The sequence below is a fragment of the Faecalibacterium sp. OF04-11AC genome (genome assembly GCF_003460645.1).
Lineage (GTDB): Bacteria > Bacillota > Clostridia > Oscillospirales > Ruminococcaceae > Faecalibacterium > Faecalibacterium prausnitzii_I.
This window is the reverse complement of record NZ_QTVP01000020.1, coordinates 19,288-43,305: the sequence shown is the minus strand read 5'-3', so window position 1 is coordinate 43,305 and position 24,018 is coordinate 19,288. Positions and strand designations below refer to the sequence as shown.

At 61.7% G+C, this 24,018-nt stretch carries 24 protein-coding genes and 3 pseudogenes; 19 read left to right on the top strand and 8 right to left on the bottom strand.

Going from position 1 to position 24,018, the window contains the following annotated elements; all coding sequences use genetic code 11:
• Nucleotides 1-241: pseudogene (locus DXA70_RS09930) on the top strand (IS3 family transposase); the annotation flags it as partial.
• A 61-nt stretch (nt 242-302) separates the two neighbouring features.
• Here the strand turns inward: DXA70_RS09930 and DXA70_RS09925 are convergent.
• From DXA70_RS09925 to DXA70_RS09910, 5 genes are read right to left on the bottom strand one after another with little or no spacing between them, the layout of a single operon-like run.
• Nucleotides 303-1,358 (bottom strand): putative ABC transporter permease, encoded by a 1,056-nt coding sequence (locus DXA70_RS09925; RefSeq protein ID WP_128118376.1) that lies wholly within the window; start codon nt 1,356-1,358, stop codon nt 303-305.
• Nucleotides 1,359-1,373: 15 nt separating this feature from the next.
• Complete coding sequence (locus DXA70_RS09920; protein ID WP_128118375.1) at nt 1,374-1,553, bottom strand: DUF6472 family protein; 180 nt, start codon at nt 1,551-1,553, stop codon at nt 1,374-1,376.
• Nucleotides 1,546-2,178, bottom strand: a complete 633-nt coding sequence (gene trmB / locus DXA70_RS09915) for a tRNA (guanosine(46)-N7)-methyltransferase TrmB (protein WP_243001291.1) — start codon at nt 2,176-2,178, stop codon at nt 1,546-1,548. Before trmB ends, DXA70_RS09920 begins: the two co-directional genes overlap by 8 nt.
• A complete protein-coding gene (locus tag DXA70_RS14540; protein WP_243001290.1) occupies nt 2,091-2,315 on the bottom strand; it encodes a hypothetical protein in 225 nt (74 codons plus the stop codon). Before DXA70_RS14540 ends, trmB begins: the two co-directional genes overlap by 88 nt.
• A 31-nt stretch (nt 2,316-2,346) precedes the next feature.
• The gene (locus DXA70_RS09910; protein ID WP_128118374.1) at nt 2,347-3,525 is read right to left on the bottom strand and encodes an alanyl-tRNA editing protein; all 1,179 of its coding nucleotides are present in this window, start codon (nt 3,523-3,525) and stop codon (nt 2,347-2,349) included.
• Nucleotides 3,526-3,858: 333 nt separating this feature from the next.
• On the opposite strand from DXA70_RS09910, the pseudogene malQ reads away from it, so the two are divergent.
• The 3 genes and pseudogenes from malQ to DXA70_RS09895 all read left to right on the top strand — a co-directional run bounded on the left by malQ (nt 3,859) and on the right by DXA70_RS09895 (nt 6,831).
• A pseudogene (malQ, locus tag DXA70_RS09905) lies at nt 3,859-5,400 on the top strand (4-alpha-glucanotransferase).
• A 193-nt stretch (nt 5,401-5,593) separates the two neighbouring features.
• On the top strand, nt 5,594-6,388 hold the full coding sequence (locus DXA70_RS09900; RefSeq protein WP_128118373.1) for a GGDEF domain-containing protein: 795 nt from the start codon (nt 5,594-5,596) through the stop codon (nt 6,386-6,388).
• A gap of 62 nt (nt 6,389-6,450) precedes the next feature.
• Entirely contained in the window at nt 6,451-6,831 is a 381-nt protein-coding gene (locus DXA70_RS09895) for a PA2169 family four-helix-bundle protein (RefSeq protein WP_243001289.1), read from the top strand.
• A gap of 105 nt (nt 6,832-6,936) precedes the next feature.
• On the opposite strand, the pseudogene DXA70_RS09890 reads toward DXA70_RS09895, so the two are convergent.
• Nucleotides 6,937-7,595: pseudogene (locus DXA70_RS09890) on the bottom strand (5'-methylthioadenosine/adenosylhomocysteine nucleosidase).
• Between the two features lie 92 nt (nt 7,596-7,687).
• Nucleotides 7,688-8,821: a redox-regulated ATPase YchF gene (gene ychF / locus DXA70_RS09885; RefSeq protein ID WP_022256871.1), complete on the bottom strand. Its 1,134-nt coding sequence runs from the start codon at nt 8,819-8,821 to the stop codon at nt 7,688-7,690.
• Between the two features lie 487 nt (nt 8,822-9,308).
• Here ychF and DXA70_RS09880 point away from each other — a divergent pair, with 487 nt between their 5' ends.
• The 15 genes from DXA70_RS09880 (at nt 9,309) to DXA70_RS09825 (ending at nt 23,072) form a co-directional block, all read left to right on the top strand.
• Nucleotides 9,309-10,634 (top strand): L-serine ammonia-lyase, iron-sulfur-dependent, subunit alpha, encoded by a 1,326-nt coding sequence (locus DXA70_RS09880; protein ID WP_128118372.1) that lies wholly within the window; start codon nt 9,309-9,311, stop codon nt 10,632-10,634.
• A gap of 82 nt (nt 10,635-10,716) precedes the next feature.
• Complete coding sequence (locus DXA70_RS09875; protein ID WP_128118371.1) at nt 10,717-11,913, top strand: dicarboxylate/amino acid:cation symporter; 1,197 nt, start codon at nt 10,717-10,719, stop codon at nt 11,911-11,913.
• A gap of 274 nt (nt 11,914-12,187) precedes the next feature.
• Nucleotides 12,188-12,886 carry a response regulator transcription factor gene (locus tag DXA70_RS09870; protein WP_022256868.1) on the top strand — a complete coding sequence of 233 codons (699 nt, stop codon included), beginning with the start codon at nt 12,188-12,190 and terminating at the stop codon, nt 12,884-12,886.
• The gene (locus DXA70_RS09865) at nt 12,886-14,403 is read left to right on the top strand and encodes a HAMP domain-containing sensor histidine kinase (RefSeq protein WP_128118370.1); all 1,518 of its coding nucleotides are present in this window, start codon (nt 12,886-12,888) and stop codon (nt 14,401-14,403) included. The genes DXA70_RS09870 and DXA70_RS09865 overlap by 1 nt, the downstream gene beginning before the upstream one ends.
• Before the next feature lie 230 nt (nt 14,404-14,633).
• Nucleotides 14,634-15,284, top strand: coding sequence for a ribulose-phosphate 3-epimerase (rpe, locus tag DXA70_RS09860; RefSeq protein WP_128118369.1), 651 nt, complete (start codon nt 14,634-14,636; stop codon nt 15,282-15,284).
• Nucleotides 15,285-15,294: 10 nt separating this feature from the next.
• Complete coding sequence (locus DXA70_RS14535) at nt 15,295-15,549, top strand: RnfABCDGE type electron transport complex subunit D (protein WP_243001288.1); 255 nt, start codon at nt 15,295-15,297, stop codon at nt 15,547-15,549.
• A complete protein-coding gene (locus DXA70_RS09855) occupies nt 15,549-16,325 on the top strand; it encodes an RnfABCDGE type electron transport complex subunit D (protein WP_243001287.1) in 777 nt (258 codons plus the stop codon). The genes DXA70_RS14535 and DXA70_RS09855 overlap by 1 nt, the downstream gene beginning before the upstream one ends.
• Nucleotides 16,322-16,654 carry an Rnf-Nqr domain containing protein gene (locus DXA70_RS15125; RefSeq protein ID WP_278321334.1) on the top strand — a complete coding sequence of 111 codons (333 nt, stop codon included), beginning with the start codon at nt 16,322-16,324 and terminating at the stop codon, nt 16,652-16,654. Before DXA70_RS09855 ends, DXA70_RS15125 begins: the two co-directional genes overlap by 4 nt.
• Nucleotides 16,624-16,983 carry an Rnf-Nqr domain containing protein gene (locus DXA70_RS15120; protein ID WP_278321333.1) on the top strand — a complete coding sequence of 120 codons (360 nt, stop codon included), beginning with the start codon at nt 16,624-16,626 and terminating at the stop codon, nt 16,981-16,983. The genes DXA70_RS15125 and DXA70_RS15120 overlap by 31 nt, the downstream gene beginning before the upstream one ends.
• Before the next feature lie 57 nt (nt 16,984-17,040).
• Entirely contained in the window at nt 17,041-17,649 is a 609-nt protein-coding gene (locus tag DXA70_RS09845; protein WP_128118368.1) for an Rnf-Nqr domain containing protein, read from the top strand.
• 27 nt (nt 17,650-17,676) lie between these two features.
• Nucleotides 17,677-18,786 carry a putative glycoside hydrolase gene (locus tag DXA70_RS09840; protein ID WP_128118367.1) on the top strand — a complete coding sequence of 370 codons (1,110 nt, stop codon included), beginning with the start codon at nt 17,677-17,679 and terminating at the stop codon, nt 18,784-18,786.
• A 54-nt stretch (nt 18,787-18,840) separates the two neighbouring features.
• Entirely contained in the window at nt 18,841-19,539 is a 699-nt protein-coding gene (locus DXA70_RS15115) for a DUF1015 family protein (protein WP_278321332.1), read from the top strand.
• A gap of 8 nt (nt 19,540-19,547) precedes the next feature.
• Complete coding sequence (locus tag DXA70_RS15110) at nt 19,548-20,132, top strand: DUF1015 family protein (protein ID WP_278321331.1); 585 nt, start codon at nt 19,548-19,550, stop codon at nt 20,130-20,132.
• Between the two features lie 15 nt (nt 20,133-20,147).
• The gene (locus DXA70_RS09830; protein WP_243001286.1) at nt 20,148-22,163 is read left to right on the top strand and encodes a DEAD/DEAH box helicase; all 2,016 of its coding nucleotides are present in this window, start codon (nt 20,148-20,150) and stop codon (nt 22,161-22,163) included.
• A 63-nt stretch (nt 22,164-22,226) separates the two neighbouring features.
• Nucleotides 22,227-23,072, top strand: coding sequence for a putative RNA methyltransferase (locus DXA70_RS09825; RefSeq protein ID WP_128118366.1), 846 nt, complete (start codon nt 22,227-22,229; stop codon nt 23,070-23,072).
• An 82-nt stretch (nt 23,073-23,154) separates the two neighbouring features.
• On the opposite strand, the gene DXA70_RS09820 is transcribed toward DXA70_RS09825, so the two are convergent.
• The gene (locus tag DXA70_RS09820; RefSeq protein ID WP_128118365.1) at nt 23,155-23,808 is read right to left on the bottom strand and encodes an ECF transporter S component; all 654 of its coding nucleotides are present in this window, start codon (nt 23,806-23,808) and stop codon (nt 23,155-23,157) included.
• Between the last annotated feature and the right edge of the window lie 210 nt (nt 23,809-24,018).

The following is a 24,018-nucleotide window of genomic DNA, read 5'->3' as shown; positions in this document are numbered from 1 at the left end:
GAGCGAAAGGCATTACACAAAGTATGTCCCGGAAAGCCACTTGTCTGGATAATGCGGTTGCTGAAAACTTCTTTGGCTTGCTCAAGACGGAACTGTTCTATTTGGAAAAATTCGATTCCGTTGAACAGCTCGAAAAGGCCATTGTTGAGTATATCGATTACTACAACAACTGCCGAATCAAATTAAAACTAAACGGCCTGAGCCTGTGCAATACAGGATTCAGACCGTTCAGGTTGCTTGATTTTAAATTTTGTCTAACTTTTGGGGTTCATTTCATAGGGACGGCCCATTTTTGTATCTTCTTATGCAGAGTGCTTGTGCTCGTATTTGAGGCGCTCCCGCAGTTCGTCCAGCGTGAGCTGTTTGGTACCATGGCGCAGTCTGGGGTAGGCGCGGAGCATACGGCCCTTGCCAAAGTGGGTCGTGCGGCGGGTGCGCTCCCGCAGTTCCTCGCTCCGGGCAGCCAGCTCCTCGGCCAGCTGTTCCAGCTGCAGCAGCTCGGCGGTCCGCTCGGCTGTGCCCTTGGCCGCCAGCTTGACGGCCTTGGCGACTTCGGCCGCATTGAGGCGGGAGATCTCGGAAGCCCGGCGGGCGGCGTCCCGGGCCTCGTCGGCCTTGCGGCGCATGGCCTCAGCCGCTTCCTTGGGCGAAAGCTGGGCAGCGGCGTCCCGGGCCTCGGCAGCGGCCAGTTTGAACTGCAGACGGTTCTCGTCCAGTTTCTGGTCAGCCTCCATGGCGGTGGTGCCCAGGATCTCGGTCATGGCGTCGCTGACGGCGTGGATGCTGTCGGCCACATTTTCCAGGGCGTCCAGCTCCCGGGCCAGGTCAGAGGCGGCCACGGCCGTGACAACAACGTCTGCCGCGTAGACGGCGTAGAGGAAGCACATCAGGATGAACCCGATGAAAGGCGGCACCAGCTCCACCAACCCGGCGATCGTGGGGTGGATGGCTTTCATCATCACCAGCGTGCCCACGCCCCACAGCAGGGAGAACTCCAGACAGATGTAGCCGCCGATGTTGAACGGCTTATCGCTGTAGTCCCACCAGCGGGTGTGGTAGAGCTTGTAAAGTGCCCAGCCGCCCACCAGCTCCAGCGCACTGGGCAGGATGACGCCGCCGATGTAGAGCGCCAGCGTGCTGCGCGCAAACGGCGTCAGGGCAAACAGGACGATGACCATGCCAAAGCCGTAGATGGGGCAGACCGGGCCGTTGAGGAAGCCCCGGTTGACGATCTGGCCTGTCGTGGCGGCGGCATACACCACCTCCAGGCACCAGCCCAGGCAGGAATAGATGAGGAAATACGCCAGGATCTGATACAGCGTAAAGCCGCAGACTGTGGTGTTGAGGAAAAACGACAAAAACAGCACCTCCTGTCAGTTCTGTCTGTGCACGATCTTATATTCATCGCCCGGCTCATAAAACGGGCAGGCCGCTGTGGCGTGGGCAAGGTAGCGGGCCATCTCGTCCTCGTCCAAGGCAGCCCCCTGTGCACAGTAATAGCTGCCGTATTCATCCTGCTGATTGTTCAGGCAGAATTCGCAGGGATTATTCATGGTTTTCGGCCTCGTTCGCGGCGGCTTCGGCGGCAGCAGCCTCTGCAGCCGCCAGCTTTTTGAGCACCTTGGGCTCCACCCAGGTCACGCTCTCGTCGCCGGGCAGCTTGCGGGCGATCAGGGCCTTGATCTTGATGCCCATTTCGGTGAACATGCCCTCGTGCTCGGTGCGGATGTTCCACTCCGGCTCGTTCTCGTGCAGGTCAAAGGTCTTCCAGGTGATCTCATAGCCGGAAGCGGGGAAATATTCCAGGCTGTCGCGGAACAGGTCGTCGTCATCGGTCTTGAAGTAAATTTCGCCGCCGTCCTCAAGGAATGCCCGGTACTGGATGAGCTGGCGGGGGTAGGTGAGGCGGTGCTTGTGGGAGGAACCGTTCTTGCTCCACGGGTTGCAGAAGTTGATGTAGACGCGGCTGACGGTGTCCTCCGGGAAGATGACGTTGTGGATCCGCTCAATGTCGGCGCTCATGATCTTCACGTTGTCAATGGGGCGGTCAGCCGCCTGATAGGCGGCCTCCACTTTCCGCTTGGCCAGGATCAGCACCTTGTCGGTGATGTCGATGCCAGGTAATTGTTCTCCGGGTGGGCACTGGCCAGCTGGGAGAGGAAGCCGCCCTTGCCGCAGCCCAGCTCCAGCACAAAAGGCTGCTCCGGGCGGGCATACTGGGCGTGCCATTTTCCGCCCAGCACAAAGGGGTCGTGGACGTGGAAGTCGCTGGCCAGCAGCTCAGCGCGGGCATAGGGCTTGAAACGCATTCTCATAGTAATTCAGACTCCTTGTAGTTTGTGTTGATTATTCCCGATTTTTCAAAAATTCCGCTGCCTCTTCGGGTGTGGCGGCGCAGCTGCCCTGGCAGATGCCGGGCTTGCCGCCGCCCCGGCCATTGAGGGCGGTGTTCAGGGCTTTGGTCAGGGCGCGGACGTCACCGTCTGCCTGAGCCAGGCAGTAGCCGGTGCCCTTGTCTGTGGGGGTCAGGGCGGCGCACAGGCCGCTGGTGGCCTCGCTCAAGCGGACTGCCAGCCGGTGCAGGCCGTCCGGGTCCAGTCCGTTCACGATGCGGATGGCATCCTCCCCGGGGGTCACCAGCTGGGCCATGGTGTCAAATAACTGGCTGCACAGCCCGAAGTGGGCAAATTTCAGGGCGGTGTACTCCTCGTACACCCGGTGGACGGCGTTGGCCGTCTCGGTGGATTTGGCGCTCAGCAAAGCGCCAATGTCCGCCTGCCGGGCCCGCATGGCCTGGGCTTCCGCAAGGGCCCGCTGGCCGCAGACCACGCTGAGCCGGACGCCGCCCTTGTAGTTTTCGGACGCCAGGATCTTGATCTGGCCCACCTGCCCGGTGGTGGCGGTGTGGGTGCCGCAGCAGGCGCAGACGTCTGCCCCCGGGATGGTCACGATCCGCACCTGGCCCGCGATCTCCTTTTTGCTGCGGTAGGTCAGGGCCGCCAGCTCCTCCGGCGTGGGATAGGTGATGAGGACAGGCACATCCTGCCAGACGATCCGGTTGGCGGCAAGCTCGGCCTCCCGCAGGCCCTCGGCGGAGATGGGCACGCTGGTGTCCATCCGGACGGCCTCCGAGCCGATGTGGAACCCCACGTTCTCAGCCCCGAACATGGCGTGCAGGATGCCGGAGAGGATATGCTCGCCGGTGTGCTGCTGCATCTTATCGAACCGCCATTCCCAGTCGATGGCTTCGGCAGCCTCGGCCCCGGGCACGGCCCCGGCGGGCAGGGCATCCACCGTGTGCCAGATGACGCCCTCGCTCTCATGGACATCCGTAACGTGGAGCACGGTGCCGTCGGCCAGGGTCAGGGTGCCGCGGTCAGCCGGCTGGCCGCCGCCCTCCGGGTAAAAGACGGTGCCGTCCAGTGCCAGCTTTCCGCCCGTTTTGCCCGGCTCCACAGCAAGGATACGGCCGGTGGCTTCCCTGCGGAACGCATCGGCCTCGTAATATTTTTCAGTGCGCTGCATAGATTTTCCTCCTGAAAACCTCTCCGTCATCGTCGCTTCGCTTGATGACACCTCTCCTGTCAGGAGAGGCTTTGGCAGTCCGTTTTGTTTCCAAGCAGACTCCATTGGGTTCATCGAAAACGAAATCTCTCTGCCAAGGGCTCCCCTGATCGGAAAGACTCCCCGGCCGGGGGAGGTGGCACGGAAGTGCCGAAAGGGGAACGGCTGGCGCAAAGCGCCTGAGAGGTTTCATAAGTATACCACGATTTTTGCCTGTGGAAAATAGTCTGCGGTTATGTTATGATAGGAACCAGCATAAAAACGGACAAAACCAAACGAGGAAGGGAACACATCATGCGTGAAAGTGGAATTCTGATGCCGGTGTCCAGCCTGCCCGGCCCCTATGGAATCGGCTGCTTTGGCAAAGCGGCGCTGGAGTTTGTGGATTTTCTGGCCGAGGCAGGCCAGACCATCTGGCAGATCCTGCCCCTGAGCCCCACCGGCTACGGCGACAGCCCCTACCAGAGCTGCTCCGCCTTTGCGGGCAACCCCTATTTCATCGACCTCGACGCCCTCAAGGCCGAGGGTCTGCTCACCGCGGCCCAGCTCAAGGCAGAAGAGTGGGGCGAAAACCCGCTGGAAGTGGACTACGGCACCCTCTACACCAGCCGCTACAAAGTGCTCCGCACTGCTTATCAGGCTTGGCGGGAGCAGTGCGCGGGCCAGCACGGCTGCGCGTTTTATTATCCGGATGATTATTATGCCTTTACGCTGGCCAACGAGGCCTGGCTGGAGGATTATGCCCTGTACATGGCCCTTAAGACCGAACACCAGATGAAGAGCTGGACCGACTGGCCCCGGGAGTACCGGACGCGGGATGCCGGAGCACTGGCCCGGTTCCGCGCCGCCCATGAGGAAGAGATCGGCTTCTGGAAGTTCTTGCAGTACAAGTTCGGCACCCAGTGGAAAGCCGTCAAGGACTACGCCAATGCAAAGGGCGTGAAGATCCTGGGCGATATTCCCATTTACGTCTCTGCGGACTCGGTGGACGCCTGGGTGGGCGGCCCCCTGTTTGAGCTGGACGGCGAGGGCCGCTTTGCCCGGGTGGCCGGCTGCCCGCCGGACTATTTCTCGGCGGATGGCCAGCTGTGGGGCAACCCGTTGTATAACTGGCCGTACCATAAACAGACGGGATACGCCTGGTGGGTGCAGCGGGTCCGCCATGCTTTGGGCATTTACGACCTGCTCCGCATCGATCACTTCCGCGGGTTCGACACCTATTGGGCCATCCCGGCAGGCAGCGCCACCGCCAAGAACGGCAAGTGGGAGATCGGCCCCCGGATGGAGCTGTTCCAGGCGCTGGAAGCCGCGCTGGGCAAGCTTCCCATCATTGCAGAGGATCTGGGCGAGCTCTTCCCCAGCGTGCGGGAACTGCTGGCGGACAGCACATTCCCGGGCATGAAAGTGCTGCAGTTTGCTTTCAGCGGCGGGGACAATGAGTATCTGCCCCACAATCACGTCAAGAACTGCGTGGTCTACCCGGTACCCACGATAACACCACCCTGACCGACTGGTGGGTAAATTCTGCCACTGAGAAAGAAAAAGCCACGGCGGCGGCCTACCTCCACCTCGACCCCCTGCAAGCCCACCGCCAAGGAAGTGGCTGCCGTCAAGGTGGACGACGCCCGCATCGCCCTCATCCGGGCAGCGCTGGGCTCGGTGGCGGACCGGGTCATCATCCCCATGTATGATTGGCTGGGCCTGGGCGCGCAGGCCCACCTGAATACTCCCGGCAAGCTGGGCGGCAACTGGATCTGGCGTGCAGCGGACGGGTTTGCAAAAACCACGCTGGCCAAGCGCGTTCTGGAAGAGTGCGAGGTGTATTGTCGCACATAACCCGTGCCCCGTACTGAAATGCTTTTAGCAATTTGCCGAAAATATAAAAACATTTGAGAAAACTTCTGCGTTTTGCTGGCAGGCGTTTCCATCAAGTGCTATAATCTCTTTGAATCGAGGCCGTATGTGGCGGCCACGAAGGCACAGGCGCACCGTGAGGGAGAAAGCGGGCGCAGATGATGGGGAAAAACGCATGAAGAAAGAATGTACAGAGCAGGACCTGCAGCGGTTTGTGCAGGACGCGAAGCTCGCTTTTGAGGACGTGACCCTGACGGAGCTGGATGAAGACAGCAGCCGTTATTGGCAGGACGACGGCCTCATGGTGGACTACGAGCTGCGCAACGGGCAGGTAGGCTGCGTGCTGCGGCGCCAGATCTTTGCCGAGGGCAAAGTCTGGGAGCTGCAGATGACAGCGCCTCTGGCAGGCAGCGGCCTGCCGGAAGACCGGATGACCCCGCGGGAGCGCGAACTCTGCCGCGAGGATATGAACCACGATTTCCTGACGGGTGTGTTCAACCGCCGCTATTTTGAGACGGAGTTCTGCACCCACCTGGATGAGTGGGCCGACCAGCACCGCTGCGCCTCGCTGGCACTGGTGGCGCTGGACAACGCCGACGCCCTGCGGGCCGGGTATGGCCCGGTGGTGATGAGCCAGCTGGTCTGCTTTGTGGCAAACCAGTGGAAGAAGCACTTTGAACGCCCGGCTGAACGGGTGGTCTGCCGCCTGGCCGACAGCCTGTTTGTGATCGGCTGTGCGGACAAGAACTGCAAGGAGCTGGAGGAAGAGCTGCACACCCTCTATGGCCAGATGCCGCACGAGTGTGTGACGTCCGTGGGCCTGATGAAGATGGTGCCCATCCCGCAGTCCATTGCCGTGGCTTGCACCAGTGAGGTGCGGGGCCGCAACTGGGAGGCCGTGTTCCAGCTCTGTCAGCAGCGGCTCAAGGCCGTGCAGCAGGCGGGCGGCGATCAGGTCAGCCAGTCCTGAACCACAACGGATAAAAGAGCCCCCTTTTGGAGATGCTAAGGCCAAAAGGGGGCTCTTTTTGTATGGAAAATCAGAAAAACGACAACCTCAACCTGCTGGAAGCCGTGGTGCAGAACACCGAGATGGGCAAAAACACGCTGGAGCAGATCGTGCCGATGGCAGAGGAACCCCGCTTCAAGGCGGAGCTGCTGCGCCAGCGGAACATCTATCGGGAGCTGAACCAGGAGGCGCACACCGCCATTACCGCCTGCGGCGGCACGGCGCAGGGGCAGAGCACCATGGCAAAACTCAACACCCGGATGGGGATCGGGATGAAGACCCTCACCGACAAATCCACCCGGAATCTGGCCGAAATGCTCTCCGAGGGCAGCAGCCAGGGCGTCATGGACTGCATCAAATCCCAGAAAGATTACCCGGACGCCGCGCCCGGCTCCAAGCGCTGATGCAGAAACTGCAGGATTTTGAGGAGGACAACCGGATCAAATTGGAACAGTTTCTATAACAAAAAACAGGCTGGCAGCGCCAGCCTGTTTTTTGTATCCGCGAGGTTACAGGGATTCGACCATAGCCGCCACGATCTTGGTGGCGGTGGCAACGTACTCCGAAATGCTGAATTTTTTGACCACCAGCACCTCGTGGCCATCCTCGTCGGCGTTGTCGCTCATGGCGCGGAGGATGACGCAGGGAACGCCGTTCTTGGCGGCGATCTGGCTCACAGCCGCACCCTCCATCTCCACGCAGTCGGGGGCGCACTTGGCCTCAATGGCGGCCTTGGTGGCGCTGTCGCCCACAAACAGGTCGCCGGTGGCGATCTTGCCCGTCAGCGACTGGACGCCGCAGGCGGCGCAGGCAGCCTCGGCGGCGGCGATGAGGCCGGGTCGCCGGAGTATTCTTTCAGGTAGGGCGGGTTCTGGCAGATCATGTCCAGCTGGGCGTCGTGGTAGAGCACCGTTTTGCCAATGACCACATCCCCAATGCCGATCTTGCTGGTCATGTTGCCCGCAATGCCGGAGAAGATGATCTTCTCGGCCCCGAACCTGGTGATGAGCACCTGGGTGGTGGCGGCGGCATTGGCCTTGCCCATGCCGGCACAGCAGACCACCACCTGCTTGCCTGCCAGCGTGCCCTTGTGGTACTCCACGCCGCCGTAGGGCTCCACGGTGACGTTTTCCAGCTTTGCGCAGAGCTGATCGACTTCATCGGGCATTGCGCCCATAATACCGATAATCATAATTTTGATCCTTTTCCTGATAAGCTCCCCTGACAGGGGAGCTGTCGAACGAAGTGAGACGGAGAGGTTTAGACGTTGAACAGGAACTCGATGACATCGCCGTCTTTCACAACGTACTCCTTGCCCTCGGTGCGCTGCAGGCCCTTGGCCTTGACGGCGGCGTAATCAAAATTGTTGGCCTCCAGGTCGCTGTAGCCGATGACGCTGGCGCGGATGAAGCCGCGCTCGAAATCACTGTGGATCTTGCCGGCAGCCTGCGGGGCCTTGGTGCCTTTGCGGATGGTCCAGGCGCGGCACTCTTTCTTGCCGTCGGTCAGGAACGAGATCAGGCCCAGCAGGTCGTAGCTGGCGGTGATGAGGTTGTCCAGGCCGCTGGCCTCAATGCCCATCTCGGCCAGGAACTCTTTTTTCTCCTCGGGGGAGTAATCGGCGATGTCTTCCTCGGTCTTGGCGCAGATGGGGATGTAGCGGGCACCCTCCTCTTTCGCGCGGGCGGCCACCAGCGGGACATACTTGTTGTTCTCGATGCCCTCCATCAGGTCATCCTCGCCCACGTTGCAGGCATAGAGGACGGGCTTTGCGCTCAGCAGGCCCATCTCGTGGAGTACGGTCTGCTGTTCGGCGTCGCTCTCATCAAAATCAAAGCTGCGAGCGGGCTTGCCAGCGCTCAGGTGGTCAGCCAGCTGCTGCAGCCAGGCTGCTTCGGCAGCGGCGCCCTTGTTGTTGCCGCTCTTGGCGGCTTTGGCCATCCGGCCCGCGCGGTTCTGCACCACTTCCAGGTCGGAGAGGATCAGCTCATAGTCGATGGCGTCGATGTCGGAGATGGGATCCACGGCCTCGGCCTTGGTCACATCCTCCACCACATGGATGATGTTGTCATCGTCAAAGCAGCGCACCACATGCACGATGGCGTCACACTCGCGGATGTGGCCCAGGAACTTGTTGCCCAGGCCGGCACCCTGGCTTGCACCCTTGACCAGGCCTGCAATGTCCACGAACTCCACGATGGCAGGGGTCTTCTTGTTGGTCTGCCACACCTCGGCCAGCTTGTCCAGCCGCTTGTCCGGCACGGCCACGATGCCGCTGTTGGGCTCAATGGTGCAGAACGGATAGTTGGCAGCCTCCGCGTTCTTGGTGGAGGTGATGGCGTTGAACAGAGTGGATTTGCCCACGTTTGGCAATCCGACGATCCCCAGTTTCATATAAAATACGCTCCTTACACGTTGGGTGAACATAATAATACATCTATCATTATACGCAAAGGGGGAGGGGAGCGCAAGAGGCAGCACAGTGAGAAAATGTTTTTCACCCACAAGATGAATTTTGCGTGTGCAGCCAACTGAAATTGTTGGTTTTGACGACTGAAAAGGAATTGAACCGGTGGGTATTTGTGAAAATGCTCATAATTTGTCGTACTATTTGTCGTTAACGATGATTTTGTAAAATATAAGTTAAAAATTATTGAAATTTCTGTCACAAAAGAATACGATGGGGTCAGCAGGGAAGCAGGAGCCTTCCCATCAAAATGCAAAGGAGGAAGCAGTATGGTATAAAGTGCCCGGCCATTTCCGGAAGGGATGGATCATGGGCTGAAAAGCTCTTCTGCTCCGGAATGCCGGGAGTATATGAAGAAGAAAAGGAATCGCTCTGCACAAAGCGGAGCCGAAAGAAAAGGAAGATGAAACGAATATGGAAAAGAACATGTTCATTCGGATCCTGAACAGCGAGATGGAGCTTGCGACCGGATGTACGGAGCCCGGTGCCGTGGCACTGACCGCCGCCGAGGCGGGGTGCGCACTGCGTCGGGCGGGAGCCAACACGGTGGAAGAGGTGCTGGTGAGCGCCAGCGTCAACATCATCAAAAACGCGATGTCGGCGGGCATCCCGGGCACTTCCTACGAGGGCATGGATTACGCGGCCGCCATCGGCGCGGTGGGCGGTGAACCTGTCCACCTGCTGGAGGTCATGAACTATGTGGCCCCGGAGCAGGTAGAGCAGGCGGCAGCTCTCGTCAAAGCAGGCAAGGTCAAAGTGGAAGTGGCACAGGTGCCCCAGAAGCTCTATGTGGACGTGACGGTCAAGGGCGAGGGACACACCGGCCGTGCCGTGGTCCGGGACCTGCACACCAATGTGGTGCTGGTCCAGCAGGACGGCGAGACCACGCTGGACAAGACAAACGCCGCGGCCCAGTCTCCGGACGGACGCGACCTGGTGCCGCCGGAAGAGATCGCCGCGTTCCTGACCGTGAAGTCCATCTGGGATTACTGCACGGAGGAGCTTGACCCGCTGCATGACCCCATCGACATCATCCGCAGCGCCGTCAAAGTGAACACCGCCATCAGCGAGGAGGGCCTCTCCAAGGAGTACGGCCTGGCCATTGGCCGCAACCTGGAGCTGAACTGCCGCAAGGGCCTGATGACCCGCGACCTGACCACCAATGCCATGATCATCGCCTCGGCGGGCGCGGACGCCCGGATGGCGGGTGCCCCGGTCTCGGTGGTGGCAAACTCCGGCAGCGGCAACCAGGGCATTACGGCTACCATGCCTGTTGTGGCAGCGGCCCGCTGGCTGGACATCGACGAAGAAAAGATGCTGCGGGCTGTCACTCTCTCCAATCTCATCGCCATCCGGATCAAATCCAAGTTTGGCCGCCTGAGCAACCTCTGCGGCGCGACCGTGGCCGGCACTGGTGCCGCCTGCGGCATCACCTACCTGCTGGGCGGCGGCTACCATGAAATCTGCTGTGCCATCCAGAACATGGTGGGCAACGTGACCGGTATGGTCTGCGACGGTGCCAAGGCGGACTGTGCCCTCAAGATCTCCACCTGTGTCAACGCGGCCTGCCAGGCAGCGGCCATGGGCACGCGCGGCATCCGGGTGCAGAGCACCGACGGGATCATCGAAGACAACGTGGAATACACGCTGGACAATTTTGCGACCCTGAGCACCCACGGCACCAGCGACAAGGTCATCCTGGACCTGATGCTGAACAAACATCTCCCCGAAGCGGAGTAACCTCTCTGGCGGCATACGGCTGCCGGAAAAATCATGTGCAAAAACCCTGCATCCCATGCAGGGAGGAAAAGGGGTACTATTTATGAAAAAGCTACTGAACAATCTGCCGTTCCGGCTGCTGCTGGGCATCGTGATCGGCATTATCCTGGGTCAGGTCTTCCCGCTGAGTTTCATGCGGGTGGTCGTTACCCTGCAGTACATCATGGGCCAGCTCATCACGTTCTGTGTCCCGCTCATCATCATCGGCTTTATCGCACCGTCCATCACCAAGCTGGGCAAGAACGCGTCCCGCCTGCTGGGCGTGGCGGTTGTCATCGCTTACGTTTCGTCCATCTGCGCGGCACTGATGAGCACGGCTGCCGGCTACGCGCTGATCCCTCACCTGTCCATCGACACCGAAGTCGCTGGCCTGCGGGAGCTGCCGGGCGTTGTGTTTGAGCTGAATATCCCCCAGATCATGAGTGTCATGAGCGCCCTGGTCCTCAGCGTGCTGGTTGGCCTGGCCGCTACCTGGACCAAGAGCAAGCTCACCTGTGATTTCCTGGCCGAGTTCCAGAACATCGTGCTGGACATCGTCAGCAAGATCATCATTCCCATCCTGCCGTTCTACATTGCCACCACTTTCTGCAACCTGAGCTATGAGGGCATGATCACCCATCAGCTGCCCGCGTTCCTGCAGATCATCATTATCGTCATGATCGGCCATTACATCTGGCTGACGGTCCTGTATCTGCTGGCAGGCGCTTACTCCGGCAAGAACCCCTGGGAAGTGCTCCGCCACTATGGTCCCGCTTACCTGACCGCTGTCGGCACCATGTCCAGCGCCGCTACCCTGGCCGTCGCTCTGGACTGCGCCCGCAAGAGCAAGGTCCTGCGCAAGGATATGGTCAGCTTTGGCATCCCCCTGTTTGCCAACATCCATCTGTGCGGCTCGGTCCTGACGGAAGTGTTCTTCTGCATGACCATCTCCAAGATCCTCTACGGCAAGCTGCCCGGCATCGGTACCATGATCTTGTTCTGCATGCTGCTCGGCATCTTCGCCATCGGCGCTCCCGGTGTCCCCGGCGGTACGGTCATGGCCTCTCTGGGCCTGATCACTGGCGTGCTGATGTTTGATGACGCCGGCACCGCCCTGATGCTCGCCATCTTTGCCCTGCAGGACAGCTTCGGCACTGCCTGCAACGTCACCGGTGACGGTGCTCTGACCCTGATGCTGACCGGCTACGCCGAAAAGCATGGGATCCAGGAGAACCAGAACATCGAGAGCCCCATCCTGTAACCAAAACATTCTTCCACCAAGAACCTCAATTGAAACACTGGCCCCAGCGGCAAGATCAGCCAGCCGCTGCAGCGGCAGAGGAGGGCGGCCCGGAAACGGGCCGCCCTTTTCGTGCTGTGGGTCAAAGCACTCCATTTGAACAAAAAATGTACAAAAGCTTCTTTATTTTGTCATAACTGTTCCGTATAATAAAAGATAGGGACTCATTGGAAATTTGCGGCCACCCGCTCCCGGCGGGCCTGCTTTACAACAAATACAGAGGAGGAACACTCTCATGGCAAACGAAAAGATCCTTGTCGTGGACGACGATACCAATATCTGCGAGCTGCTGCGGCTCTACCTGACCAAGGAGGGCTACCAGGTCACCACCGCCAACGATGGGGAAGAGGGCCTGGAAAAATTCAGCCAGGTCAAGCCGGACATGGTGCTGCTGGACGTGATGATGCCCCGGCTGGACGGCCTGGAGGTCTGCCGCCGCATCCGCAAGATGGGCAACACCCCGGTGATGATGCTGACGGCCAAGGGCGAGACCTTTGACAAGGTGCTGGGCCTGGAGCTGGGTGCCGACGATTATATGGTCAAGCCCTTTGACGCCAAGGAAGTGGTGGCCCGCATCAAGGCGGTGCTCCGCCGCTGCCAGAATTCCTCCGCCGCGGCGGAAAGCACCGAGGGCGTCATTGAGTTTGACAACCTGCGGCTGGATATGAACAGCTATGAGCTGCGGGTCAAGGGCAAGGTGGTGGAGGCTCCTCCCAAGGAGCTGGAGCTGCTCAACTGCCTGGCCTCCCACCCCAACCGCGTTTACACCCGCGACCAGCTGCTGGACGAGGTGTGGGGATTTGAGTATTACGGCGATTCCCGCACCATTGATGTCCATGTCAAGCGCCTCCGTGAGAAGCTGGCAGGTGCTTCCGACAAATGGGAGCTGAAGACGGTCTGGGGCGTGGGCTATAAATTCGAGGTGCGTCAGTAATGCGCAAGAGTATTTCCGTGGCGTTCTTCTCCACGGTGTCCACCCTGATGGTGCTGGGCATCGTGTTGATGGGCGGTTCAGAGTGGCTGCTGTTCAGCAATTATTTTGCCAAGGACCGCTACGCCACGCTGGATGAGGTGGTCAATGTCACCCGGCGGACAGCGCAGTATCTGGTGCAGGAGGCGGCTCTGCCCGAGGGCGAGGAGCTGGACACCCTGAGCACCAAGCTGGAGATCATTGGCGAGAGCGCGGAGGCCTACCTGTTCTTTACGGACAACGAGGGCAACGTGCTCATCGCCTCCAACCCGGACAAGCTCAGCGGCTGCGCTGTGCCGGAAGCGGTGCTGCAGAAGACCGACGCGGCACCGGAAAACTACCACCTCTTCAGTACCATGGACGGCGTGCTCACGGAGAAGAGCTATATCTCGGCCAGTGATCTGCGCTCGGAGCGGGGCGGACACAGCGGTTATGTCTTCCTCTGCTCCTCCGGTGAGCAGCTGACGGAGTTCAAGCAGCAGTTCTGGTCCAACTTCCTGCTGTCGTCCTGCGTGATGCTGCTCTGCGCCAGCGTGCTGACCAAAGTGCTGATGCACAAGCTTACCGACCCGCTCCAGAAAGTGACGGATGCCGCCCAGCGGTTTGGCGGCGGCGACCTCTCGGTCCGTGTGGAGGGCGTCGAGGGCGAGGGCGAAGTGGCCGATCTGGCCCGCACCTTTAACACCATGGCCGAAAACATCCAGATGAACGACAACTCCCGGGGCCAGTTCATGGGCAACATCGCCCACGAGCTGCGCACCCCCATGACCACCATCAAGGGCTTCATCGACGGCATTCTGGACGGGACCATCCCGCCAGAGATGCAGAACCACTATTTGCAGCTGGTCAGTGAGGAGACCGGGCGGCTGGCCCGGCTGATCCAGAACATGCTGGACCTCTCCAAGCTGGAAAGCGGCGAGTATCAGGTCAACGCCCGGATGTTCAACATCTGGGAGACCCTGACCGGCGTGGCCCTCTCGGCGGAGCAGCGGATCAACGACGGGATGATCGACATTGACGGCCTGACCATGGACGAAAAAGTCCTCGTCTACGCCGACCCGGATCTCATCCATCAGGTGGCCTACAACCTGCTGGACAACGCCATCAAATTCACCCCGGCAGGCGGCACCATCCGCTTCTCGGTGGAAAAGCTGGGCCCTGAAGTGGAAATCTCGATCTGGAACTCCGGCCAGGGCATCAGCCCGGAGGCACTGCCCTATGTGTTCCAGCGGTTCTATAAAGAAGACCGCTCCCGCGGGCTCCATGCCCGGGGTGCCGGCCTGGGCCTGAACATCTGCAAGGTGCTGGTGAACCTCTCCGGCGGTCAGATCCGGGTGGAGAGCCAGCAGGGCGAGTGGTGCAAGTTCGTCTTCACCCTGCCCACCCAGCCGCCCAACCCCGGCGAGATGAAGCGCCTGCCCGACGAGAGCGGACGCCCCGGCGCGGTGGAAGACCCCGCCAGCATGAAACCTGTCAACTGAATCACGGCAGTCAGACTACCCCGGGCGCTCGGGATGGTCTGGCTGCTTTTACATTTGCCGCGGCGGATTGCGTTCTTTCCGTGAAAAACACGGCCGCGGGTTTGATTTTTTGCCCGTTTTCATGTAAACTAAAAAGTAACCATGTCAGGGCTGTTTCCCACCGCAAAAACGACGGTTTTGACATGACTTGCAGAATAGAATTCTCTAAAAATAACGGAGAGTAAATTAAAATGACGATCGTAAGTCCTTCGATTCTTTCAGCCAATTTTTCCCGCCTGGGTGCGGACTGCCGCATGGTGCTGGATGCCGGCGCGCAGATGCTGCACTATGACGTGATGGACGGCCACTTTGTGCCCAACATCAGCTTTGGCGTGCCCGTGCTCAAGAGCCTCCACAAGGCCATGCCGGACGCGTTCTATGATGTCCACCTGATGATCAGCCACCCGCTGCAGTATGCAGAGCCGTTCATCAAGGCGGGTGCCACGCTGTACAATTTCCACCTCGAGTGCGAGGATGACATCCAGCAGACCATCGACGCGGTGAAAGCGCTGGGCTGCAAGGTGGGCCTGACCATCAAGCCCGGCACCGCCCCGGAGGCGCTGGAGCCTTATCTGGACCAGCTGGATCTGGTGCTGGTGATGAGCGTGGAGCCCGGCTTCGGTGGGCAGAAGTTCATGCCCTCGGCGCTGGACAAACTCCGCTGGCTCCGGGCCGAGCGGGAGAAGCGGGCTGCTCACTACCTGCTGGAAGTGGACGGCGGCGTGGACGCCAAGACGGCTCCTCTCTGCGCGGAGGCCGGGGCGGACATCCTCGTGGCAGGCAGCGCCGTGTTTGGCGCAGCCGACCCGGCGGACGCGGTGCGTCAGCTGGCCGCGCTGTAAGGAGCTGCCCATGGAAGAAGCATTGATCCAACGGCAGGAGCAGGAGCTGACCCAAACGGGCCACTATTACAAGCACATCTGCTGGATGGTGGTGCCGCTGCTCTGGATGTCCTGCTATTTCTACGGCCCACGCCCGCTGCTGCTCTGCGGTGTGGCATTGCTGGTGGGCAACCTGTGCGACCGCCTCATCTCCCTGCTGCGGCGCCGGGTGTACCAGCCCAAAGATTATTCCAATGAGAGTTTTGCCTCATCATCGCCCTGCTGATGCCCGCCACGGTGGACTGGTATGTTCTGGTGGCGGCGGTGCTGGCGGGCGTCCTCATCGGCAAAGAGGTGTTCGGCGGCTACGGCAGCTATCCGTTCCACCCGGCCGCTGTGGGTTATGTGGTGGCCGCGGTCTCCTGGCCGGAGCAGGTGTTCCGGTATCCGCAGCCTTACGCGAGCATCCCGCTCTGGGATGCCTCCGGCGTGGCCGTGTCCAGCACCATCTCGGACACCCTGCGCAGCGGCGGCACCCTCAACATCAGCACCCTTTCCCTGGGGCTGGGCGAGTACGCGGCCCCCATGGGCACGGGTGCCGCCCTGGTGCTGGTGGCCTGCGGGCTGTTCCTCTGGGTGCAGAAAGACATCCGTCTCAGCGCGACGCTGAGTTTCCTCATCACCAGCGCGGTCATCGTGTTCCTGTTTCCCCGGCAGGTGGGTCTGGACAACGGCCCGCTGCTGATGAATCTGGCGTTCCGCCTGCGCTGTGTGCGGGACGAGCTGCTCACGGGTGCCATGCTGTTCAGCGCCGTGTTCCTCCTCAACGAGCCGTACACCTGCGCCCACCACCGGCTGGGCCGCATCCTGTACGGCGTGCTGATGGGCGTTGTGACCGTGGGCTTCCGCTATTTCGGCGTCTATGAGACCGGTGTCTGCTTTGCGCTGCTGGCGGTCAACAGCATTTCCGGCTGGATGGACCGCACCGAGACCCATCTCTATGCACTGCTGCACTCCCGGAAAAACGCGGGAGACACCGCCGGAAAGGAGGGGGCCGAATGAGACGTTCTGTTGCGGAAATGATCGTCCGGGACCCGGAAAAATACGCACACCATGACCGTGTGTTCCTCAATAACCCGGTGGTCATGCAGGGCATGGGCCTGGCCCCGCTGGTGGTGCTTGCCACCACGGGCAAAAACGCCCTGATGCTGGCGGTTTCCGTGGCTTTGCTGCTGACGCCCTCCCGGATGCTGGCCTGCCTGCTGAGCCGGGCGTTCCCCCTGCGGGACGAGCAGCCCGCCAAAGAAGAACTGGAGAAAAACTGCTGCCCCGCGGCCTCATCTACAGCGGCAGCGCGGCAGTGGTGTATCTGGCCGTGTATCCCATCCTGAACGCGCTGTTCGGGGTGGACCTGCTGGCTTTGGGCATCTACCTGCCCATGCTGGTGGTGGAGCCCATGCTCATCTACCGTTTTGGCCGTGTGCAGGAGACCATGCAGAAAGCAGCCTCCAAGGGCCTGCGCATCACGCTGGGCTATGTGCTGCTGCTGCTCCTGCTGGGCTGTGTGCGGGAGTGGATGGCACTGGGCACGGTGTTCGGCCTGCCGCTGCTCAGCCGCCCGGTGCTGCCCATGGCCGGAATGCCGGCAGGCGGCTTCATCGTGCTGGGCATCCTGTGCGCCATCTGGCGCGCCCTGGCCCAGCACCGGAAAATTACCTGAAGACAGAGGCCCGCAATACCGTGGCCGTGCATCACCAGAAGGAGGCGAACCGCGAGCATGAGTGAAGTCCTGCGTGCCGTTGGCATCTTCTGCAGCTATGCGGTGCTGGCTGTCTTTGCGCAGAGCGCCGTGTTCACCCGCGGCCTGGGCGTGTCCCGCCTGGTGCAGCTGGTGGGCGACGACCGCACCAACAGCTGGTGGTTTGCGCTGCTGCTCTGTGTCACCCAGCTGCTGGTGGCCCCGCTGGCGTTCTACGCCGGCTGGCTCATTGCCCCGCTGGCAAACCGCGCCCAGCTCCGCCCGTTGGTCTATGTGGCCTGCGTGGCGGTGGTCTGCATTTTTGAACATCTGGTGCTCCGGGCAGTCAAAGGCCCCCGCAGCGGCCAGCTCCTCCGCATCCTGCCGACGGCAGCCATCAACAGCTGCGTGCTGGGCACGGTGCTGGTGGATCGCACCCAGAGCTTTACGCTGGGCCAGTCCCTGGGGTTTGGCCTGGGCAGCGGCCTGGGCTACCTGCTGGCTGTCCTGCTGGTCACGGAGGCACGGCACCGCCTGCGCAGCCGGGCCATCCCGTCGGCGTTCCGCGGCCTGCCCGTCACCCTCGTCTACATCGGCGTGCTGGCGCTGGCCATCTATGGCTTTACCGGACATTCTGTGATCCTCTGATCTCTGCAAGGAGGGGAGTAACGAACTATGGCACACTATAAAAAACGCCCCAAAGTCAAGCGCTACCGGCGCAGTTTTTACAGCCGGGAAATGAAGCTGAAAAAGGGCATTGGCATTGCGGTGCTGGTGCTGGCGGTGCTGGGCATCGGCTGGCTGGCCGCGCCCCATGTGCTGGACTGGGCCACCCACACCTGGTACACGGTGGTGCGCAACCGCGACCTGAGCGCTTCCTCTCCGGCCGTCTCGGAGGCAGCCAGCAGCACGGCAGCGTCGGAAGCGGCGGCTTCTTCCGTGGCGGAGCCAGAGCCTGCGCCGGAACCGGAACCCACCCCCGGCACCGCCATTGTGGCGGGCAGCTGGGCGGAAGTGGATGTGACCACCCTGACCGATGAAGCTGCCATCACCGCCGCTGCCCAGCAGCTGGCGGCACAGGGTGCCGTGTATGCGGTGGTCCCGCTCAAGGATACGGCGGGCAGCCTGTATTATGCCTCCCAGGTGCCTGCAGCCGCGGGCAGTGTGGCGGCAAACCCGGTGGATGCGGCAGCCATTGCCCGCGTCTTCAAGGCAAACGGCATCACGCCGGTGGCGCAGCTGGCCGCGTTCCGTGACCCGGCCGGTGCCCGCGCGGACCACGCCATGGCCATCCGCTATAAAGGCCAGGAATACCTTTGGCTGGACAACAAGGCCTCGGCGGGCGGAAACCCGTGGCTCAACCCCTATGCGGCGGAGGCGGTGCAGTATATCGGCGACCTGATCGAGGAAGTGCACGGCATGGGCTTTGATCAGGTGCTGCTGAAGAACGTGCAGTTCCCGTCTTCCACCAGCTCCAAGCAGGATTACGGCAGTACCAACGGTGTGGACCGTGCTGGGCAGCTGGCGGCGGACATTGCCGCCTGGCAGAGCCGTTTTGGCACCGAAGTCACCCTCTGGTACGGCTACAGCCTGAGCCAGGTGACGGATGCCACCAGCGCGCTGGGCGTGCCGGCTGCCCAGCTGGGCATGAAAAACCTGCTGGTGGAGGTGCCCGGCTCTTCCACGCTGGATGAAGCTGGCCGCACCACCCTGACCCAGATGCTGGAGGACGCCGGTGTGGAGCACACCGTCATCCGGGACGACGCGGCGGGCCGGTTCGAGTGATCGCAAGTATTGCGTTGGCTGCATTTTTGGAAAGATGAAAGCGAGGGATCCACTATGAATCAGACATCGTGCTTTTCCCCGGCACACATTCTGCTGCCTGCGGAGCAGATCCCGCTGGAGCAGTGGGGCTGTGTGGCCTGTGATCAGTTTACCAGCGACCGTTCTTACTGGGAGCGGGCCGCGGAGGCGGCAGCAGGCAGCCCCAGCGCCTTGAACCTGATCCTGCCGGAGGTCTATCTGGAAGAAAGCGATGTGCCCGCCCGGGTGGCCAAGATCCACGAGACCATGGAGGACTATGCCCACAACGTGCTGACCCGCGCGGTAGACGGCTTCATTTATGTGGAGCGCACCGAGCGGAGCGGCCGGGTGCGGCAGGGCCTTGTGGGCAAGATCGACCTGGAAGCCTACAGCTATGCCCAGGGGGCCCGCCAGGCCATCCGCCCCAGTGAGCGGACGGTGGAGGAGCGCATCCCGCCCCGCATGGCGGTGCGCCGGGGTGCCTGCCTCGAAACGCCCCATGTGATGATGCTGGCCGATGACCCGGCCTGCACCCTCATTGAGCCCATCGGTGCCCGCAAGAACGAGCTGCGCAAGGTGTACGAGGGCGAGCTGATGCTGGGCGGCGGCCACATTGCGGGCTGGGCTGTGGAAGACCCCGCCCTGCTGGCCCGGATCGACGCGGCCTGCAGGGCCTGGGCAGCCAGGAGGCCTTTGACGCCAAGTACCCGGAGGCCAGGGGGACCAAACCCCTGACGCTGGCTGTGGGCGACGGCAACCACTCGCTGGCCTCCGCCAAGGCTTACTGGGAAGAGCTGAAACCCACCCTGACGCCCGAGCAGCGGGAGACTCATCCCGCCCGCTGGTGCCTGGCCGAGGTGTGCAATGTCCATTCGCCTGCCATTGAGATCGAGCCCATCCACCGGGTGCTCTTCAACGTGGACTGCGGGGCCGTGCTGCTGGCCCTCATTTCCTGGAGCGACGGCAATATGGCGGGCATCTGCTTTGGCAGCTCCAAAAAGCAGTCCTTTACCCTGGCAGGCCCCCACATCGCCAATGTGCTGAGCTTTGAAGACCCGGTGGCCCCCCTGACCGTGGGCACCATTGATGAATTTATTGAATACTTTATGGCCCGCCATAAGGAGGCCCGGGTGGATTATGTCCACGATGAGCCTGCGGTCCGTGCCCTGACCAAACAGGGCGGGGTGGGCTTCCTGCTGCCGCCCTTTGAAAAGAGCGACCTGTTCAAAGGCATCGTGATGGGCGGCGTGCTGCCCCGCAAGACGTTCAGTATGGGTCATGCGGAGGAAAAACGCTATTACATCGAGTGCCGGAAAATTATCGAATAACCCAATAGGAGAACCATGACTTTTAACGAACTGAATCTGTCCGCCCCCCTGCTGCGTGCCATTGCGGAGGCGGGCTACGAAACGCCCTCGCCCATCCAGGCCAAAGCCATTCCGCCGGTGCTGGAAGGACGGGATTTAATGGGCTGCGCCCAGACGGGCACCGGCAAGACCGCTGCTTTCGCGCTGCCCATGCTGGACCGCCTCAATGCCGCCAAGCCCCGCAAGCCGGGTGCCATCCGGGCGCTGATCCTCACCCCCACCCGGGAGCTGGCGCTCCAGATCGGGGAGAGCTTTGCCGCCTACGGCAAGTACCAGAAGCTGCGCGCCACCGTCATCTTTGGCGGTGTGGGCCAGGCTCCGCAGGTGGAGGCCATCAAAAAGGGCGTTGAGATCCTCATCGCCTGCCCGGGCCGGTTGAACGACCTGGTGGGGCAGGGGCTGGTGGACCTCTCGAACATTGAAATTTTTGTGCTGGACGAAGCCGACCGGATGCTGGACATGGGCTTTGTCCACGACGTGAAGAAAGTGATCGCCAAGCTGCCCAAGCAGCGCCAGAACCTCATGTTCAGCGCCACCATGCCCAAAGAGATCGAGCAGCTGGCCGCCGGCATCCTGCAAGACCCGGCGTTCGTCAAGGTGGACCCGGTCTCCAGCACCGTGGACCGCATCGACCAGAGCCTGTATTTTGTCGAAAAAGGCAACAAGAAGTTCCTGCTGCCCTGGCTCATCAAGAACCTGAACCCGCCGGTGGTCAACGCACTGGTGTTCAGCCGCACCAAGCACGGCGCGGATAAGATCGCCAAAGACCTCAACAAGCAGGGCATCCCTGCCGCCGCCATCCACGGCAACAAGAGCCAGTCCGCCCGCGTGGCGGCGCTGGAGGGCTTCAAGGCCGGCAAAACAAAAGTGCTGGTGGCCACCGATATCGCGGCCCGCGGCATTGACATCAGCGAGCTGTCCCATGTCTTCAACTACGACCTGCCCGAGGTGCCCGAGACCTATGTCCACCGCATCGGGCGCACGGCCCGCGCCGGTGCCGACGGCACGGCGGTGAGCTTCTGCGCACCCGAGGAAAAAGAGTATCTGGCCGGCATCGAAAAGCTGAACCGCCGTCAGATCCCGGTCATCTCCGGCCACCCTTGGGACGGCGTGCCCGCCCCGGTAAAAGCAGCGCCCCCGGTGCGGGGCAGAAAACCCAAGATGGAGGCCGCAGCCGAGGCCCCGGCCCCGGTTGAAAAGCCTGTAAAAGCCGCCAAGGCGGAAAAAGCACCCAAAGCAGAAAAAACCGCGAAAGCGGCAAAGGCCGTCAAGGCCGAACCCAAAGCCCAAAAGGCAAACGCAATCCCCAAAATCGAAGCAAAAGAGGAACATCTCATGGACGAAAACCAGAAGCGCACTCCCGGCGGACGCAATGAAAACCGCCGTTCCAATAATAACCGCCGCCGTGAGGGCGGCGCCGCGCAGGCCCCGAGCCGCGGCAGCAACGCACAGCCCAAGTTTGACCCCCACTTTGTCAGCGCCCCGGAGACGACTCCGCTCCGCCCGGCCAAGAAGAATCTGAATCAGAACCAGAATGCCGCCCCGGCCGCCAAGCCCGCCGCCCCGGTGCAGAGCAATAACGGCCCCAAGAGTGAGAACAACAGCCGCCGTGACCGCAATGCCCGCGGCAGCCGCAATGAGCGGAATGACCGCGGTGCCCGCCCGGCCCAGAACCAGAGCGGCAGCCAGAACGAGCCCCGGAATGCACAGCCCGGCAGCCAGCCGCAGGCAAACCGCCGTGGCAGCGCGTTCAGCGCGGGGCAGGGGGCAGGCCGCCCGGCCCGTGCCCCCAAGGCCTGCACAGCCCGGCAGCCAGCCGCAGGCAAACCGCCGTGGCAGCGCGTTCAGCGCGGGGCAGGGGGCAGGCCGCCCGGCCCGTGCCCCCAAGGCCGAGCCCAGCCGCCGGGGCCGTGTGGCCGCCGCCAAGGACGAAGACCCGGGCCTTGTCCTCATCAGCCGCCGCCCGCCGCAGCAGAAGTTTACCAACTTTGAAGAGTATATGAGCGCCCACGGCGGCGCAACGGCCCCCATTGAGGACCACAGCGAGGAAGTGTAATGGGCACCGCTGCGTTTGCACCCTGGCGCTGCCCGCTGTGCGGGGCACCGCTTGCCGGGGATGTGACCCTGAAATGCCCCTCCGGCCACTGTTTTGACCGCGCCAAAGAGGGCTATTGGCACTTACTGCCCGTCCAGAATACCCGGACGAAAGCCCCCGGCGACAGCAAGGAGATGGTGGCCGCCCGCCGCGCGTTCCTGGGTGCCGGGTATTACGGCATCTTCGGGCAGGCGCTGGGGGAGCTGTGCCTGGAATACGGCATCCCCGCCGCACAGGAAGCTCCCCTCCGCCTGCTGGATGCAGGCTGCGGCGAGGGCTGGTATGACCGCTGCATCGCGCGGCAGTTTGCCGCTGCCGCCCGTCCGCTGGAGCTGGCCGGGTTTGATATTGCCAAGCCCGCCGTGCGGCTGGCCGCCAAGGCTCTGCCCACGGCCCGGTATGCGGTGGCGTCCAGCTTCCACCAGCCGGTCAAAACCGGCTGGGCCGACCTGCTGCTCAACTGTTTCTCGCCTTTTGCGCGGGAAGAGTTCCTGCGGGTGCTCCGCCCTGGCGGACGGATGATCTACGTCGTGCCCGGGGCGGAACATCTCTACCAGATGAAAGCCGTTTTGTACGCGGAGCCCTATAAAAACCCGGTGCAGGAGGTGGCCTACGAGGGCTTCCGCCCCATCGGGGAGCGGGAAGCGCGCGGCACCATCACCGTGCCTGCCTCCCAGCTGGAGGCTCTGTTTGCCATGACGCCTTACTACTGGAAAACGCCCCGGGACGGCGCTGCCCGTCTGGCCGCTCTGCCGGAGCTGACCACGGAGATTGCATTCCGGTTCCTGGTGTTTGAAAAACTGTGACAAATAACGGAAAAACGCCCAGCCATTGGCTGGGCGTTTTTCCGTTGTGTGAGCACGGCGGGGGGAGCCGTGAAAGAAGAATTTACTTGGTTTCGCCCTTGGTCAGGAGCTTTGCACGCTCCAGAGCGGGACGCAGAGCCAGGTACAGGATGACGACGCAGACAGTGGAGGCCACACTGTTGACGAGCGTGACGCCGCCGGCGATCTTGGACAGGGCCTGTGCCACGGTGTATTCCTGGCCGAAGATGAACACGTTGCGGAAGTAGCCGAGGAACGGGTCCGTCAGGACATTGAGGAACAGGCCGGAACCGGCGGCCACGATGACCTTGACCAGATAGCCTTTCTCATGGGCGTTCCGATCGCGGAGCTTGAAGATCTTGTGGGCCACGGCACCGCAGGTGATGCCGATGATGAATTTCAGCACAAAGGTGGTGATGGCGTAGCCCGGGTCACCGGCCAGGATATCGGCCAGAGCCAGGCCAATGGCGCCTGCCAGACCGCCGGAGACACCGTCCAGCAGCAGGGCGGTCAGGGCCGTAAAGGTGTTGCCCAGATGGAACGAGGAGCCGCCGTAGAACGGGATGCGGAAGAACAGGTAAGCCACAAGGCTCAGAGCGGCCATCACGCCGGTCAGGGCCAGCTCGTGGACGGTAAAGGTGCGCTTGTACAGCACACTGGCAAAGACGATCAGGATCACAACGACTGCCAGCAGCAGCCACATTACAGTGGTAGACATCAGATGATTCCCTCCAATTTTAAGGTCTTACGAACTTGTCGGGGCGGGGCCCTCCATCTTGCCTTGCAAGACCGTTCGTTTCGCTTCAAAGCCCCACTGGGGCTTTGATTGCTTCGCAACCGCTTACCTACCGGAATAGTTGACATTTCTGCTCCGAACGGGTATGCTCCTATTATACACGGAACTGGCACCATGGAAATACCCAGAATA

Bases quoted from the DNA above. Each gene is read 5' to 3' on its own strand.
- DXA70_RS09920 (WP_128118375.1), bottom strand. From the start codon at position 1,553: ATGAATAATCCCTGCGAATTCTGCCTGAACAATCAGCAGGATGAATAC.
- DXA70_RS14535 (WP_243001288.1), top strand. From the start codon at position 15,295: ATGGAAGAAGCATTGATCCAACGGCAGGAGCAGGAGCTGACCCAAACG.
- DXA70_RS15125 (WP_278321334.1), top strand. From the start codon at position 16,322: ATGAGACGTTCTGTTGCGGAAATGATCGTCCGGGACCCGGAAAAATAC.
- DXA70_RS09870 (WP_022256868.1), top strand. From the start codon at position 12,188: ATGGCAAACGAAAAGATCCTTGTCGTGGACGACGATACCAATATCTGC.
- DXA70_RS09830 (WP_243001286.1), top strand. From the start codon at position 20,148: ATGACTTTTAACGAACTGAATCTGTCCGCCCCCCTGCTGCGTGCCATT.
- DXA70_RS09825 (WP_128118366.1), top strand. From the start codon at position 22,227: ATGGGCACCGCTGCGTTTGCACCCTGGCGCTGCCCGCTGTGCGGGGCA.
- DXA70_RS09840 (WP_128118367.1), top strand. From the start codon at position 17,677: ATGGCACACTATAAAAAACGCCCCAAAGTCAAGCGCTACCGGCGCAGT.
- ychF (WP_022256871.1), bottom strand. From the start codon at position 8,821: ATGAAACTGGGGATCGTCGGATTGCCAAACGTGGGCAAATCCACTCTG.
- DXA70_RS09865 (WP_128118370.1), top strand. From the start codon at position 12,886: ATGCGCAAGAGTATTTCCGTGGCGTTCTTCTCCACGGTGTCCACCCTG.
- DXA70_RS09820 (WP_128118365.1), bottom strand. From the start codon at position 23,808: ATGTCTACCACTGTAATGTGGCTGCTGCTGGCAGTCGTTGTGATCCTG.
- DXA70_RS09855 (WP_243001287.1), top strand. From the start codon at position 15,549: ATGCCCGCCACGGTGGACTGGTATGTTCTGGTGGCGGCGGTGCTGGCG.
- DXA70_RS14540 (WP_243001290.1), bottom strand. From the start codon at position 2,315: ATGAGAATGCGTTTCAAGCCCTATGCCCGCGCTGAGCTGCTGGCCAGC.
- rpe (WP_128118369.1), top strand. From the start codon at position 14,634: ATGACGATCGTAAGTCCTTCGATTCTTTCAGCCAATTTTTCCCGCCTG.
- DXA70_RS09910 (WP_128118374.1), bottom strand. From the start codon at position 3,525: ATGCAGCGCACTGAAAAATATTACGAGGCCGATGCGTTCCGCAGGGAA.
- DXA70_RS09845 (WP_128118368.1), top strand. From the start codon at position 17,041: ATGAGTGAAGTCCTGCGTGCCGTTGGCATCTTCTGCAGCTATGCGGTG.
- DXA70_RS09895 (WP_243001289.1), top strand. From the start codon at position 6,451: ATGGAAAATCAGAAAAACGACAACCTCAACCTGCTGGAAGCCGTGGTG.
- DXA70_RS09875 (WP_128118371.1), top strand. From the start codon at position 10,717: ATGAAAAAGCTACTGAACAATCTGCCGTTCCGGCTGCTGCTGGGCATC.
- DXA70_RS15115 (WP_278321332.1), top strand. From the start codon at position 18,841: ATGAATCAGACATCGTGCTTTTCCCCGGCACACATTCTGCTGCCTGCG.
- DXA70_RS09900 (WP_128118373.1), top strand. From the start codon at position 5,594: ATGAAGAAAGAATGTACAGAGCAGGACCTGCAGCGGTTTGTGCAGGAC.
- DXA70_RS09880 (WP_128118372.1), top strand. From the start codon at position 9,309: ATGGAAAAGAACATGTTCATTCGGATCCTGAACAGCGAGATGGAGCTT.